This window comes from Streptomyces sp. NPDC059788, from assembly GCF_042732265.1.
Classification (GTDB): Bacteria; Actinomycetota; Actinomycetes; order Streptomycetales; family Streptomycetaceae; genus Streptomyces.
This window is the reverse complement of sequence record NZ_JBHWHY010000022.1, coordinates 1-13,819: the sequence shown is the minus strand read 5'-3', so window position 1 is coordinate 13,819 and position 13,819 is coordinate 1. Positions and strand designations below refer to the sequence as shown.

The following is a 13,819-nucleotide window of genomic DNA, read 5'->3' as shown; positions in this document are numbered from 1 at the left end:
GACAGTGACCCGGACGTGGCTCGCCCGGACCACCGGTTCGGCCTCGACCACCCTGAATCGGCGACGCCCCGGTGATCGCCCTTGTTGCCACCGAGTTGCGGTCGGCCTTCTGGACGAGATGGTGCCCACGCCTCCGGAGAGAGGGCCGGGCGCTTCCGATATGCGGCGTGACAGCCGCTCGGCGAGCGCCGGTTGATTCGAACCGCAGTCGGTATTTCTTCCGGCCGACTTCGCGCAGGCGGCGATGCGGGCCACGCGGCGCCCGTCCGCGCAGTTGAACGGCGGTCTTCGGCCGGTGGCTTGTCATGTCCGACGCCGCACGTCGGCCCTTCTTACCGGCTTCACGTGGGAATGCCCGCCCGTCGGTTCCGTCGGATCTGTAGACCGGACGAGCCGGAACGAAGCGCCCAGGTGGCGCCCTCCCCGTGAGCCGGAGCGACCGCGACGCGCCGGGCGCCTCCGGCAGCCATGCTGAGCCAGGGCGTCGCCTGCGGGACGTAAGTGATTTATGGCCCAAAAACCCTCCATATTCCATGAAACATGCATTTAACATTCCGAGAGTCCTGACGCTCCTCCGGGCCGTCGCTAGCGTGCGCCGCACAGCCCAGCCCGATGATGGGGAGAGTCGTATGTCGACAGAGACAGGTCACACGGGTTCGGAGGGCACGTCGGAGCAGGTCACGGCACAGACCGCGTTGAGCACGGCGGCGGCCAGGAACCTGGCGACGACCACGAAGACACCCCCGCAGATGCAGGGCATCACCTCGCGATGGCTGCTGCGGGTACTTCCCTGGGCGCAGGTCTCGGGAGGGACCTACCGGGTGAACCGCAGGCTCAGCTACACCGTCGGCCAGGGGCGGCTGAGCTTCGTCCAGACCGGCGCGGAAGCCCGGCTGGTACCGCCGAGCCTGGGCGAACTGCCCGTGCTGCGGGGCCTGGACGACCAGGAGCTGTTCGCCGAACTGGCCGGCCGGTTCACCCAGCGCGACGTCGAGCAGGGCGAGGTGGTCGTCGAACGGGGAGCCGCCGTCGACCAGGTCTTCGCCGTCGCGCACGGCAAGCTCAACAAGATCGGCGAGGGGCCCTTCGGGGACGCCGAGCTGGTGCTCGGCGTGCTGGCGGACGGCGACCACTTCGGTGACGAGGCGCTCACCGAGACGGAGAGCACTTGGCCGTACACCGTGAAGGCGGCCACGGCCGCCACTCTGCTGGCGCTGCCCCGGCAGGCGTTCGTCAGCCTGCGCGAGCGCTCCACGGCGCTCCAGGAGCAGGTCCGGCGCCACCTCGCCGATGCCGCGCAGCCGCAGAACCGCAAGGGCGAGGCGGATATCGGCCTGGCGGCGGGCCATGTGGGCGAGCCCGCGCTGCCCGGCACCTACGTGGAGTACGAGCTCAGGCCGCGCGAATACGAGCTGAGCGTCGCGCAGACCGTACTGAAGATCCACACTCGGGTGGCCGACCTCTACAACCAGCCCATGAACCAGACCGAGCAGCAGCTGCGGCTGACCATCGAGGCGCTGCGCGAGCGCCAGGAACACGAGCTGGTCAACAACCCCGACTTCGGGCTGCTGCACAACGCCGCCTACGACCAGCGCATCAGCACCCTCACCGGGCCGCCCACGCCGGACGACCTGGACGAGCTGCTCTCCCGGCGCCGCCGCACCAAGGTGCTGCTGGCCCACCCGCGTGCCATCGCAGCCTTCTTCCGCGAGTGCAACCGGCGCGGCGTCTACCCGTCCAACGCCGAGCTGAACGGCCGCTCCGTGGCCGCCTGGCGCGGGGTACCGCTGCTGCCGTGCAACAAGATCCCGGTCAGCGACGCGGGAACCAGCTCCGTCTTCGCGATGCGCACCGGCGAGGAGGACCAGGGCGTCGTCGGACTGCACCAGACCGGCATCCCCGACGAGTACGAGCCCGGCCTGTCCGTGCGGTTCATGGGCATCGACGACAAGGCCGTCATCAAGTACCTGGTCAGCGCGTACTACTCGGCCGCCGTCCTGGTACCCGACGCGCTGGGTGTGCTGGAGAACGTCGAGGTCGCGCGCCACGACTGACCGGTGAGCGGCGAGCGGTCGCCGCTGCGTCGAAGAGCCCACCGCGAGGTACGGAGACAGCGATGGACGATCACACGGACGCCGGCCCCGGGCCGAAGCCTCCGGAGTTCCACCTCCCGGGCCCGGCGCGGCTCAACCCCCATGTGGAGGAGGCACGCGGCCACTGCCGGGCCTGGGCCGCGCGCATGGGAATCCTGCGGGCCGGTACGCGCGGCGACGGCACGGCGAAGGCGGGCACGCCGGACGAGACGGCCGGACCGCCCGCGGACGAGGGTGCCGCGGGGCGGTCGGCGGACGAGGGTGCGCGGGGCTGGGACGAGGAGGCCTTCGCGGCGGCGGACTACGGTCTGCTGGCGGCGCTGGGCCACCCGGACGCCCCGGCGGAACAGCTCGGCCTGCTCGCGGACTGGTACGTCTGGCGGTACTACTTCGCGGACCGTTTCACGGCCGACCACCTGCTCGGGCGGAACACGGCGGGAGCCGCCGCGCACGCCGCCCGGCTGCGGGAGCTCATCGCCGACGGCGGCGGTGACGGGGGTGAGGCGCGGACCGCCGGGAGCGAACAGCCCGACGGCGACCCGGTGGAACTCGCCCTGGCCGACCTGTGGGCCCGTACATCACGGAGCCACGGGGCCGAGTGGCGCGCGCGGTTCGCCGAGGCGGTCCTCGGTCTCGTCGACGGCGCCCGCTGGGAGCTGGCCAACCTCGACGCCGGACGGGTACCCAACCCGATCGACTATGTCGCGGCCCGGCGCGGCGCGGGCGGCGGACCATGGTCGGCCCACCTGGTCGAGCACGTCACGGCGTTCGAGCTGCCCCGCAGAATTCTGGCCACCCGCCCGGCAAGGGTGCTGGTGGACACCTTCGCCGATGCCGCGGGGCTGCGCGCCGACATCATCGCCTACCTCGACGGGCGGTGGGCATCGGAGGCGCCGAGCAACGGCGCCCGGGTGGTACAGCACTTCCTGGAGTGCGGGCCGCAGCAGGCCGTCGATGCGGCGAACCGGCAACTCACGTCACGCTTGAGGCAGTTCGAACGCACAGCGGTGACGGAACTGCCGTTCCTGTTCGGCGAGCACGGGCTGCTCGTCACCGAGCGCGCCGCCGTCCTCGACTACGTGTCCGGGCTACAGGACTGGCAGGCGGGTTTCCATGAGTGGCTGACGCGGACGGCGGATGCCCCGCGTACGGCGCCGGGCGGGCGCGTGGGCGAGGGGTGGCCACCACCACCGGGTGGCGCACGGGGGTTCGGCGGCGCCGCCGGTCGGCTGACTTCGGTACGTGCCGTGGAGCGAGCACCACGGGGACGGGCAACCGCCGCCACCGGCCCTGTCCCCCAACTGCCGGTCTACCGCGTTCCGTTCCGGACGACGGTCAATCCGTACGTGGACGCCGTGCGCGCCCACTCCGCTCGGTGGGCGCGCGAGATGGGAATGGTGCGCGCCTCCGAGGGCTCCGGTCCCGGGCTGTTGCGTCCGTACGCGACGTTCGACGAGGAGTCCCTGACGGCGTCCGACTTGCCCCTCGTGTCCGCCCTGTCCTTCCCTACCGCGTCGCAGGCGCGCCTGGAGCTGGCCGCCGACTGTTCGGTGTGGGGAGCGCACGTGGGCGACTTCATCGACGAACTCAAGCAGAGGAGGGATCTGGCAGCAGCACGGGCCCTGGTCGAACGGCTGAAGTGGTTCACCCCGGACACGCCGGGCGCGTCCCCTCTCCCGGCCCATCCGGCCGAGCGCGGGCTGGCGGATCTCTGGCGCCGCCTGCTGCCGACCGTGTCCACAGAGCAGCGTCAGCGCTGGCGCGACGACTTCGCCGCGTTCGGTGACGCCCTGCTGTGGCAGGCCGGCAATGCCGTCCTGGAGCGGCTGCCCGACCCGGTCGACTACCTCGAAACGCGCCGTGCGTCCTTCGGCGGGCGGCTGAACGTCGACAAGGTCGAGTACTGCCTGGAGCTGGAGTTCCCGGACGACCTCTGGAACGCCGCCCCCGTCGCCACCCTCCGGGACATCACCTGCGATGTCCTCGTCGTGAACAACGACGCGGCCTCGTACGCCAAGGAGATGGTGGTGGAGGGCGCCGTCAACAACATCGTCTCGATCATCCGGGACTTCCTGGGCGGCGACCCGGTCTCCGCCGCCCGGGTCGCCGCCGATCTGCTGGACGCCCGGGTGGGCGAGTTCCGGTCGGTCTCCGACGCGCCCCTCACGGCGCTCCTGGACCAACGCCGCGCACCGGCCCCGGAGAGGCAGGCCGTGCAGTCCTTCGTGACCGGCCTGGAGTCCCTGATGGCGGGCGTGCACCAGTGGGTCGACGACACCGGCCGCTACGGAAGTCCCGCGTCGCCGGGCCGGCGCACCCGTCCACGGATTGGCTCCGGCCCCCGTCCGGCCGGATGAGGAGCGGGCCGAGCATTCCAGGAGGAACCGTGTCCACTCAACTGACCGCCGAAGAGATCACCGGGTCCGGTGAGGTCTTCGACTATTACGCGAAGAAGATGGCCGACGTCATGCGCAAGTACGGCCCGGGGCCACGGGTCCATTTCCACCTCGGGCTCTTCCCGGCCGACGCGGTGCCCAACACGTCGGTGCCGAGGGAAACGCTGCGCCGGAGGCTGGTCGAGGCCCAGGAGAACATGCTCGATTTCGCCGCCGAGGTGTGGGGAGTGGCCGAGTCCCCGCCGCGTCGCATGCTCGACGTGGGCTGCGGTCTGGGCGGCGGGTCGATCTACTGGGCCCAGCGCTTCGGGTCCGCCGTGACAGCGGTGACGAACATGCCGGGGGACGTGCCGCTGGTCAAGGAACTCGTCGCCAGGGCCGAGGTGTCGCAGCTGGTGAAGCCGCTGCTCATGGACGCCCACGACATGGCCCTCCCGGTGCGGCACAACGCGGCGGTCGCGTTCGAGAGCGTCTGCCACATGGACCGGCGGCGGGTGTTCCCCGCCGTGGCCCGGGCGCTGGAGCGGGGCGGCTGGTTCGCGCTGGAGGACCATTTCCTGCTCCGCGGCGAATGGGCCGGCGCGATAGACGGCTACTACCGGACGAATCTCGGAACCGTACAGGAATACCAGGAGATCGCCGCTTCCTCGGGCTTCGTCCTGGAACGCAACACGGACATCACCGACCGGGTCGTGGAATTCTGGGTGCAGAGCATGGCGTGGACCGCGTCCGAACTCGACCACGCGTATGCGACGCAGCAGTGGTCACTGCCCGAGCGACGGCTGACGGACTCCGCGATCGCGCACGGCAAATTCTTCCGTGCCTGGCGGGAGCGGGCGGCCGAAACGCGGCTGCTGCTCTTCCGTCTCGGCGGCTGACCTCCCCGCACCGATCCGTCCGCGAGCAACCGACCGACAGAGGACGCGATGAGCCCAGCAGATGCCCCCGTGGACCGCCCGCCGATGGTCGACGATCCGCACTTCCCCGCCGATCCCTATCCGACGTACGCATGGCTGCGCACCCACCGCCCCACCCACCGCATCCCCCTGTCCCGCGGCGGACACGGCTGGCTGCTGACCCGTTACGCCGACGTGCTGGCGGCACTGTCCGACGAGCGTCTCAGCAAGGACAACCACTACATCGGCCACGGAGTCAGCGACCCGTACGCGGAGTCCCGGCTCAGCGCCAACCTGCTCTCCCTGGACCCGCCCGACCACACCCGGCTGCGCCGCCTGGTGTCGCGGGCCTTCACCCCCCGGCGCATGGAGCGCATCCGGCTGCGGGTGCACGACATCGCCCGGGAGCTGATCGGGACGCTGCCCCGCACCGGGCCCGTCGACCTGATCTCCTCCTACGCCCTGCCGCTGCCCTTCCGCGTCATCTGCGAACTGCTGGGCGTGCACGGGCTGATCCACCGGGAGGAGTTCCACGCCTGCGTCCTGCGGGTCTTCGCGCCGCCCGCGGGCACCCCGGCCGGCCATCTCACCGAGCATGTCGACCGGCTGGAGCGGTACTTCGCGCAGCTGATCGCCGACAAGCGGCACCGGCCGGGAGACGACCTGCTCAGTGCGCTGATCGCGGCCCATGACGCCGCGGACGGCTCCCTGTCCGAGGACGAACTGCTGTCCATGACCATGCTGATGCTGGTCGCCGGCTACGCCAACACCGTCAACCTGATCGGCAACGGCGTGCACACGCTGCTCGCCGCGCCGCGCGCCACGGCCGAACTGCGGGCCGACGCCACGCTGATCCCCCGGGCGATCGAGGAGATGCTGCGTTACGAGTCGCCCATCGAACGCGTACCGACGCTGGTGACGCGCGAACCCGTCACCTACAGCGGAGTACGGATCGACCCGGGCGAAGTGATCTACGCGTGCGTGGCCAGCGCCAACCGCGACCCGGAGCGGTTCGCCGACCCGGACCGCTTCGACCCGCACCGCCGCGACATCGGGCACCACCTCGGCTTCGGCCAGGGCATCCACTACTGCCTGGGGGCGGCGCTCGCCCGTATCGAGGGTGAAGTCGCCCTGGCCGAACTGCTCCACGCCTTCGACGACATGACCCAGGCGGTGCCGGAGGCGGAACTGAACTGGCGCTCCACCTTCCTCTTCCGCAGCCTGGCCGAACTGCCGGTCACGCTCACACCGAGCCGGGCACCGGCGGGGGCCGAGCACGGCGCGCACACCGGTCCGTGAGCCCGCGGCCTCGCGGGGGCCGCGGACCGCCGCCCCGCAGGCCGCCCGGTGGCTTTCCCTACGTCGACGCTGGGGGACGTTCATGCAGACCAGAGCAGCGGACCAGGCCACGTCCCAGGCGGCCGAAGTGCTGGCCCGCACCCGCGCGCAGGTGGATCCCGTACTACGGGCCGCGGTCGGCACCCTGCCGACCCGGATGCGGCACATCGCGGGCTACCACCTGGGCTGGTGGGACACCCACGGCACCCCCTGTCACGACGGGGGCGGCAAGGCGCTCCGCCCGGCTCTGGTGCTGGCGGCGGCCCGGGCCACGGGCGCGGACGGCACGGCCGGTCCGGGCGGGGCCGGGCTGAGCGCCGCGGCGGCCGTGGAACTCGTCCACAACTTCACGCTGCTGCACGACGACGTGATGGACGGCGACCGGATGCGCCGCCACCGGCCCACCGCCTGGTCTGTCTTCGGTACCCCGGACGCGATCCTGGCCGGCGACGCCCTCCAGGCGCTGGCCCTGCGGCTGCTGGCCCGGAGCACCGGACGGGAGGCGCGGGCCGCGGGGGCGCGGCTGGCCTCGTGTGTGATCGAGCTGTGCGAGGGGCAGCACGCGGACTGCTCCTTCGAGGAGCGCACCGCTGTCGGCATGGCGGAATGCCTGGTCATGGCGGAGGCCAAGACCGGTGCTCTGCTGGGCTGTTCCTGCGCGCTCGGCGCCCTGTCCGCGGGGGCCTGCGACACGGTCGTCGACGCCATGGACGCCTTCGGACGCCGCCTGGGCATCGCGTTCCAGCTCATCGACGACCTCCTGGGCATCTGGGGCAACCCGCGGACCACCGGTAAGCCCGCAGGTTCCGACCTGACCGCCCTCAAGAAGTCGCTGCCGGTGGTCGCGGCACTGGCGTCCGGCACCGAGGCGGGCCGCGAGCTGGCCGCCATCCACGCCTGCGGCACGCCGCTCTCCGACGTGCAGCTCCCGTACGTGGCGGACCTCGTGGAGCGGGCGGGCGGCCGCGCCTGGGCCCGCGACCACGCGGACGAGTTCGCCCGCCGGGCGCAGGACAGCCTGGCCGAGGCGGTCCCCGACCCGGACGCCACCGGCGAACTCCTGAGCCTCGCCCGGCTCATCACCCGAAGGGACCGCTGATGGCCACCACACCGCGTGCCCCCGCACCGCCGTCCCCCGCGCTCCCCTCCGCCCCGCCGCCCCGCCGGCCCCTGCTGGCACGCATCGAAAGCCCCGCCGACCTGCGGGCCCTGCCCCACCACCGGCTCGGGCAGCTCGCCACGGAAATACGGGACTTCCTGGTGACCAAGGTCTGCGCCACCGGCGGCCATCTGGGCGTGAACCTGGGCGTGGTGGAACTCACCCTCGCCCTGCACCGGGTCTTCGACTCGCCCCGCGACGTCCTCCTCTTCGACACCGGCCACCAGACGTACGTCCACAAGCTCCTCACCGGACGGCGGGCCGGTTTCGACCGGCTCCGGCAGCCCGGCGGCCTGTCCGGCTATCCCGCCCGCGCCGAATCGGCACACGACTGGATCGAGAGCTCACACGCCTCGACCGCTCTCTCCTACGCCGACGGCGTGGCCAAGGCCCTCGGCCTGCGCGGCGAGACCGGCCGCCGGGTGGTGGCGGTCATCGGCGACGGAGCGCTGACCGGCGGCCTGGCCTGGGAGGGACTGAACAACCTGGCCGCCTCCCCACACGCCGGTCCGGTCATCATCGTCCTCAACGACAACGGCCGTTCCTACGCGCCCACCGTCGGCGGTCTCGCCCGCCACCTGGACCGCCTGCGCGGGCACAGCGCGGACGCCACTGCGGAGGGGACCGTGTTCGGCCACTTGGGCCTCACCTACCTCGGGCCGGTCGACGGCCACGACACCCGTGCCGTGGAAGCGGCCCTGCACCACGCCCGTTCGCTCGACGGGCCGGTGCTGGTGCACTGCGTCACGGCCAAGGGCAAGGGATACGCCCCCGCCGAAGCCGACGAGGCCGACCGGATGCACGGCGTCGGCGTGCTGGACCCCGCCACCGGGCGGCCCCCCGCCGCCGTACCGGGCAAGGAGTCGTGGACCTCGGTGTTCGCCGCGGAGATCACCGCGCTCGCCGCGGGGCATCCCGACCTGGTCGCCGTCACGGCGGCGATGCTCCGGCCCGTCGGCCTGCACCGGCTCGCCGCGGCGTACCCCGGCCGGGTCTTCGACTGCGGCATCGCCGAACAGCACGCGCTGTGCTCGGCCGCCGGCCTGGCGATGGCCGGACTGCACCCGGTCGTGTGCCTGTACGCCACCTTCCTGAACCGGGCCTTCGACCAACTGCTCATGGACGTGGCCCTGCACCGGCTCCCGGTCACCCTCGTACTGGACCGGGCGGGCGTCACCGGACCGGACGGCGCCAGTCACCACGGCATGTGGGACACCACGCTGCTGTCCGCGGTACCCGGCATCCGGCTCGCCGCGCCCCGCGACCCCGCCACCCTGCGCGAACTGCTGCGCGAGGCCGTCGAGTACGCCGAAGGACCCACGGCACTGCGCTTCCCGAAAGCCACCGCAGGGCCCGACCTCCCCGCCCTCGGCACCATGGACGGCATCGACGTCCTGCGCCGCAGCCCCCACCGCCCCTTGGACGTCCTGCTGGTCAGCGCCGGGGCCATGGCCGTCCCGTGCCTGGAGGCCGCCGCCGCGCTGGAGCGGGACGGCCACGGGATCACCGTCGTCGACCCCCGCTGGACCCACCCCGTACCCGACGCGCTGCCCGCCCTCGCGGCCCGGCACCGGCTGGCCGTCACCGTGGAGGACGCCCTCGCCGACGGCGGCATCGGCAGCGCCCTGTGCACCGCCTGCGCGGACCGGCGCATCACGACCCCCGTACGGGCACTGGGCCTGCCCCTCGCCTTCCTCACCCACGGCGAACGTCCCGGGCTCCTGTCCCGAGCGGGACTGGACGCGCAGGGCATCACCCGCACCGTCACCCGACTCCTCACGCCCCGCTCCACACCCTGACTCGCAGGAGCACCCCATGTCCGCCACCGACCTCGGCATCCCCAGCCCACGCACCCCCGGTGTCCCGATCGCCCCCGGCCACGGCGCCCGGCCCCGGCGGCGCCCCTGCCGGCAGATCTCCGTGGGCGACGTGGCCATCGGCGGCGGCGCCCCCGTATCCGTCCAGTCCATGACCACCACCCCCACCCACGACATCGACGCCACCCTGCGGCAGATCGCCGAACTCACCGCCGCCGGCTGCCAGATCGTCCGCGTCGCCGTCCCCACCCAGGACGACGCCGACGCCCTGCCCGGCATCGTCCGCAAGTCCCCGATCCCGGTCATCGCCGACATCCACTTCCAGCCCCGCTACGTCTTCGCCGCCATCGACGCCGGCTGCGCGGCCGTACGCGTCAACCCCGGCAACATCAAGGCGTTCGACGACCGGGTCCGCGAGATCGCCCGGGCCGCCGCCGACGCCGCCACCCCCATCCGGATCGGTGTCAACGCCGGGTCCCTCGACGCCCGTCTGCGCGCCAAGCACCGGGCCGCCACCCCCGAAGCCCTGGTGGAATCGGCCCTGTGGGAGTGCTCCCTGTTCGAGGAGCACGGCTTCACCGACCTGAAGATCTCCGTCAAGCACCACGACCCCCTGGTCATGATCGACGCCTACCGGCGGCTCGCCGACGCCTGCGACTACCCGCTCCACCTCGGCGTCACCGAAGCCGGCCCACCGCCGCAGGGCACGATCAAGTCGGCCGTCGCCTTCGGCGTCCTGCTCGCCGAGGGCATCGGCGACACCATCCGGGTCTCCCTGACCGCGCCGCCGGTGGAGGAGGTCAAGGCGGGACAGCAGATCCTCGCGAGCCTGGGCTTGCGGGAACGCACCCTGGAGATCGTCTCCTGTCCGTCGTGCGGACGCGCCCAGGTCGATGTCTACGCGCTCACCGCCCGGGTCCAGGCCGCCTTCGACGGTTTCCCCCACCCCTTGCGTATCGCGGTCATGGGCTGCGTCGTCAACGGACCGGGCGAGGCCCGCGAAGCCGACCTGGGAGTCGCCTCCGGCAACGGCAAGGGCCAGATCTTCGTCCGTGGCCGGGTCGTCGCCACCGTCCCCGAACACCGCATCGTCGACACCCTCCTGGAACACGCCCTGCTCCTGATCGAAGACCCGCCACCCGGCGGGTGACGACCAGGCCCCGCCGTGGCGCCCCGATGATGCCCGGTGCTGGACGGAGACGGTTTTGCGTCGTTGGCCCGGGGGCGGGAAACGGCGTACGGTCTTGGACACCAGGGCTTTTATATCGTTTCGACAGACACATTGCTCCGATCCGGCCAATCACATGACTCGGGAACCATTGCCCACGTTATGTCCCGGCGCCTAGCGTCAGCGGACGCGAAGGATTGCCGGACCACATCCGCATTCCCTCGCCACCGCCTGCCACAGGTGTAACACGTCGCACCTTCAACGTCTTTGGGCCGCCTCGCCCTTGCGCGAACCTGCCGAATACCGACGCGATGAACGGTGTCTCCATGCGCCTGACCTCCTCTCCTGCCCCACCCCGCCACGAAAACGACTCGGCATCAGCGGCCGACCGGATCGTGGTCATGGCGAACACCGTGATCGACGTGATCGACGCCTTCGTCGCCGCGGAGACAAATCCTCGGTTCCGTACCGCGATCGGGGAATCGTTGCGGGACCTGCCCGACGCTCGTCTGCCGCGCCCGATTTTGTACCGGCCTTTTTCCCGGCCCCATCCGTACGGCGGCGGACGGGCCGCCCGGCGCCGCGCCGCCGCCTGCGGTCGGCTGCCGGGCCCGGCCTCCAGGCCGACCGACATCACTGATCAGGAGACCCGATGACCACTCCCGCCACCGTGCCCATCGGCACGATCACCACGGTCGCCGGCACCGGCGCGGCAGGCTTCGACGGGGACGGCGGACCCGCTGTCCAAGCCAAGCTCAGCGGCCCGCGGATCGCCTTGGACCGGGCCGGGAACCTCTACATCTCGGAGGTCCACAACCACCGCGTCCGCAAGGTCGGCACCGACGGCGTCATCACCACGATCGCGGGAACCGGCACACGCGGTTTCGGCGGTGACGGAGGGCCCGCCACCGCCGCCCAGCTCGACCAGCCGCTGGGCATCGCGGTGGACGAGGCCGGGAACGCGTACGTGGCGGAATGGAGCAACTGCCGGGTGCGCAAGGTGACGCCGGAGGGTGTCATCACCACCGTGGCGGGCGGCGGGTCGGGCGGGGACGGCGGACGCGCCGTGGACGCCTCACTCAACTACCCCTTCGCCGTGGCCGTGGACACGGCCGGAAACCTGTACGTCACCGAGCGGTTCGGCCAGCGGGTACGCAAGATCACGCCGGACGGGATCATCCACACGGTCGCCGGCTCCGGAACGGCCGGATTCGGCGGGGACGGCGGGCCGGCCACCGCCGCCTCGCTCAACAGCCCCAAGGGACTGAGCGTGGACAGCGCCGGCAACCTCTACATCGGCGACCAGGACAACCAACGGATACGCAAGGTCGATACGCACGGCATCATCACCACCGTCGCGGGCAACGGGTCACCCGGCTACGTCCGGGACGGCGGCCCGGCCACCGACACCCGGCTGAACGGCGCCGAGGGTTCGGTGGTGGACGGCGCCGGCAATCTCTACATCGCCGACGTCGGCAACCACCGCATCCGCAAGATCCGTACCGACGGCACCATCATCACCCTCGCGGGCAACGGCACCGGCGGCTACGAGGGGGACGAGGTACCCGCCGACACCACCACGCTCTACTTCCCCAACACGCTGGCGCTGAACGACGCCGGCGACCTGTATGTGGCCGACGTCGGCAACCAGCGCATCCGCAAGATCGTGGGAGCGACCCGGTACGATCCGGCCGCGCCCGCGGTCGCCGACCTCTTCGGCGAGGTCGTCAGCCCGCACACCCTCCAGCGCGGCCAGGAGTTCGACCTCGGCGCCCGGATCAGGAACCGGGGCCCGTCGACCGTCGACGGGCAGCAGGTCACGGTCGTCCTCACCCTGGCCGACGGGCTGACAGGCGGCCCCGGCACCACCGGGCGGCGCCTGACCCGCACCTTCCCCGGCGCCCGGCTCATCCCCCAGTACGCCTCGCTGGACGGGGTGTTCCGGGTCACCGCCCCCGAGACCACGCCCCCCGGTTCGTACGAATCCACCCTGGAGATCCAGTACGCCGGGGAACTCAACCTGAAGGACAACACCTTCACCCTGCCCGTCGTGGTCGTCGCGCCGGCTCCGGTGACGGACGAGACCGCGCTGGAGATCCGTCAGGAGAGCGTCCCGCGGACGGCGGCAGGCCAGAGCGCCAAGTTCAACGTCGTCTTCAACTCGCCCACCGGCGAGCCGGTCAACCCCGGGGACATCGTCCAGCGGTTCTCCGCGCCCACCGGTTTCGTCTTCACCGGCCAGCCGTCGTACGGCTACTACAACACCATCCACGGGGTGATCGCCGGCAACCTGCCGTACGAGATCGAGGATGCCGGCCGGACTCTGATCATCACGGCCAACCCGCACGTCAACACCACGTCCAGCGACACCGGCCCGCTCGTCTACACGCTCGGCGTCCAAGCGCTCGCCGACGCCCGGCCCGGCATCCGGCACGACGGCAGCGCCAGCGTCGGCAAGCACGCCCCCGTACAGATCTCGGCCGAGATCACCGGGGACTCCCAGGACGAGCTGACGCTGCGCGTGACCCAGGAGAGCGTCCCCGAGGCGAAACCGGGCGACAGCGTCTCGTTCAACATGGAGATCCGCTCGCTGAACAACCAGCCGGTCAACCCGGGCACGCTGACCCAGCGCTTCACCGCCCCCACCGGCTTCGCCTTCACCGGCAGCGTCTCCTACGGCTACTACTACGTCCAGCCCGCGGTCACCGGAAACCTCGACACCCGCCTGGAGAACGACGGCAAGACGCTGATCATCTCCTCCAACCCGCACGTCAACACCGGAACCACGGACAAGACCGCACTGATCTACACCATCGGCATCCGCGCCCTGCCCGACGCGAAGCCGGGCACCCGGTCCGACGACGGCACGGCCGCCATCGGCCGCCTGACACCCGTACCCCTGAGCGCCCGCGTCAGCTGACCTCCCTTCCACCGCGGCCCGAGGGCCCCGAC

Annotated in this window: 9 protein-coding genes; all 9 read left to right on the top strand. The window is 71.8% G+C overall.

Translation table 11 applies throughout. The features are described 5' to 3' along the window. Window positions 1–629: 629 nt before the first annotated feature. The 9 genes from ACFV57_RS20330 (at window position 630) to ACFV57_RS20290 (ending at window position 13,787) form a co-directional block, all read left to right on the top strand. The gene (locus ACFV57_RS20330; RefSeq protein ID WP_385233862.1) at window positions 630–2,054 is read left to right on the top strand and encodes a family 2B encapsulin nanocompartment shell protein; all 1,425 of its coding nucleotides are present in this window, start codon (window positions 630–632) and stop codon (window positions 2,052–2,054) included. 62 nt (window positions 2,055–2,116) lie between these two features. Continuing rightward, window positions 2,117–4,450 (top strand): hypothetical protein, encoded by a 2,334-nt coding sequence (locus ACFV57_RS20325; RefSeq protein WP_385233859.1) that lies wholly within the window; start codon window positions 2,117–2,119, stop codon window positions 4,448–4,450. Window positions 4,451–4,479: 29 nt separating this feature from the next. Next, complete coding sequence (locus tag ACFV57_RS20320) at window positions 4,480–5,367, top strand: SAM-dependent methyltransferase (RefSeq protein ID WP_385233856.1); 888 nt, start codon at window positions 4,480–4,482, stop codon at window positions 5,365–5,367. Between the two features lie 48 nt (window positions 5,368–5,415). Beyond that, on the top strand, window positions 5,416–6,684 hold the full coding sequence (locus ACFV57_RS20315; RefSeq protein ID WP_385233853.1) for a cytochrome P450: 1,269 nt from the start codon (window positions 5,416–5,418) through the stop codon (window positions 6,682–6,684). 82 nt (window positions 6,685–6,766) lie between these two features. Continuing rightward, window positions 6,767–7,822 (top strand): family 2 encapsulin nanocompartment cargo protein polyprenyl transferase, encoded by a 1,056-nt coding sequence (locus ACFV57_RS20310; RefSeq protein WP_385233850.1) that lies wholly within the window; start codon window positions 6,767–6,769, stop codon window positions 7,820–7,822. Next, window positions 7,822–9,681 (top strand): 1-deoxy-D-xylulose-5-phosphate synthase, encoded by a 1,860-nt coding sequence (locus ACFV57_RS20305; protein ID WP_385233846.1) that lies wholly within the window; start codon window positions 7,822–7,824, stop codon window positions 9,679–9,681. Before ACFV57_RS20310 ends, ACFV57_RS20305 begins: the two co-directional genes overlap by 1 nt. A gap of 16 nt (window positions 9,682–9,697) precedes the next feature. Next, window positions 9,698–10,849, top strand: coding sequence for a flavodoxin-dependent (E)-4-hydroxy-3-methylbut-2-enyl-diphosphate synthase (gene ispG, locus ACFV57_RS20300; RefSeq protein ID WP_385233843.1), 1,152 nt, complete (start codon window positions 9,698–9,700; stop codon window positions 10,847–10,849). A 215-nt stretch (window positions 10,850–11,064) separates the two neighbouring features. Beyond that, a complete protein-coding gene (locus ACFV57_RS20295) occupies window positions 11,065–11,523 on the top strand; it encodes a hypothetical protein (protein WP_385233840.1) in 459 nt (152 codons plus the stop codon). After that, the gene (locus ACFV57_RS20290) at window positions 11,520–13,787 is read left to right on the top strand and encodes an NHL repeat-containing protein (protein WP_385233837.1); all 2,268 of its coding nucleotides are present in this window, start codon (window positions 11,520–11,522) and stop codon (window positions 13,785–13,787) included. The genes ACFV57_RS20295 and ACFV57_RS20290 overlap by 4 nt, the downstream gene beginning before the upstream one ends. Window positions 13,788–13,819: the final 32 nt, after the last annotated feature.

What these genes read in the sequence shown, in the direction of transcription:
- ACFV57_RS20330 (WP_385233862.1), top strand. Translation starts at nt 630, where the DNA reads ATGTCGACAGAGACAGGTCACACGGGTTCGGAGGGCACGTCGGAGCAG.
- ACFV57_RS20305 (WP_385233846.1), top strand. Translation starts at nt 7,822, where the DNA reads ATGGCCACCACACCGCGTGCCCCCGCACCGCCGTCCCCCGCGCTCCCC.
- ispG (WP_385233843.1), top strand. Translation starts at nt 9,698, where the DNA reads ATGTCCGCCACCGACCTCGGCATCCCCAGCCCACGCACCCCCGGTGTC.
- ACFV57_RS20325 (WP_385233859.1), top strand. Translation starts at nt 2,117, where the DNA reads ATGGACGATCACACGGACGCCGGCCCCGGGCCGAAGCCTCCGGAGTTC.
- ACFV57_RS20290 (WP_385233837.1), top strand. Translation starts at nt 11,520, where the DNA reads ATGACCACTCCCGCCACCGTGCCCATCGGCACGATCACCACGGTCGCC.
- ACFV57_RS20315 (WP_385233853.1), top strand. Translation starts at nt 5,416, where the DNA reads ATGAGCCCAGCAGATGCCCCCGTGGACCGCCCGCCGATGGTCGACGAT.
- ACFV57_RS20310 (WP_385233850.1), top strand. Translation starts at nt 6,767, where the DNA reads ATGCAGACCAGAGCAGCGGACCAGGCCACGTCCCAGGCGGCCGAAGTG.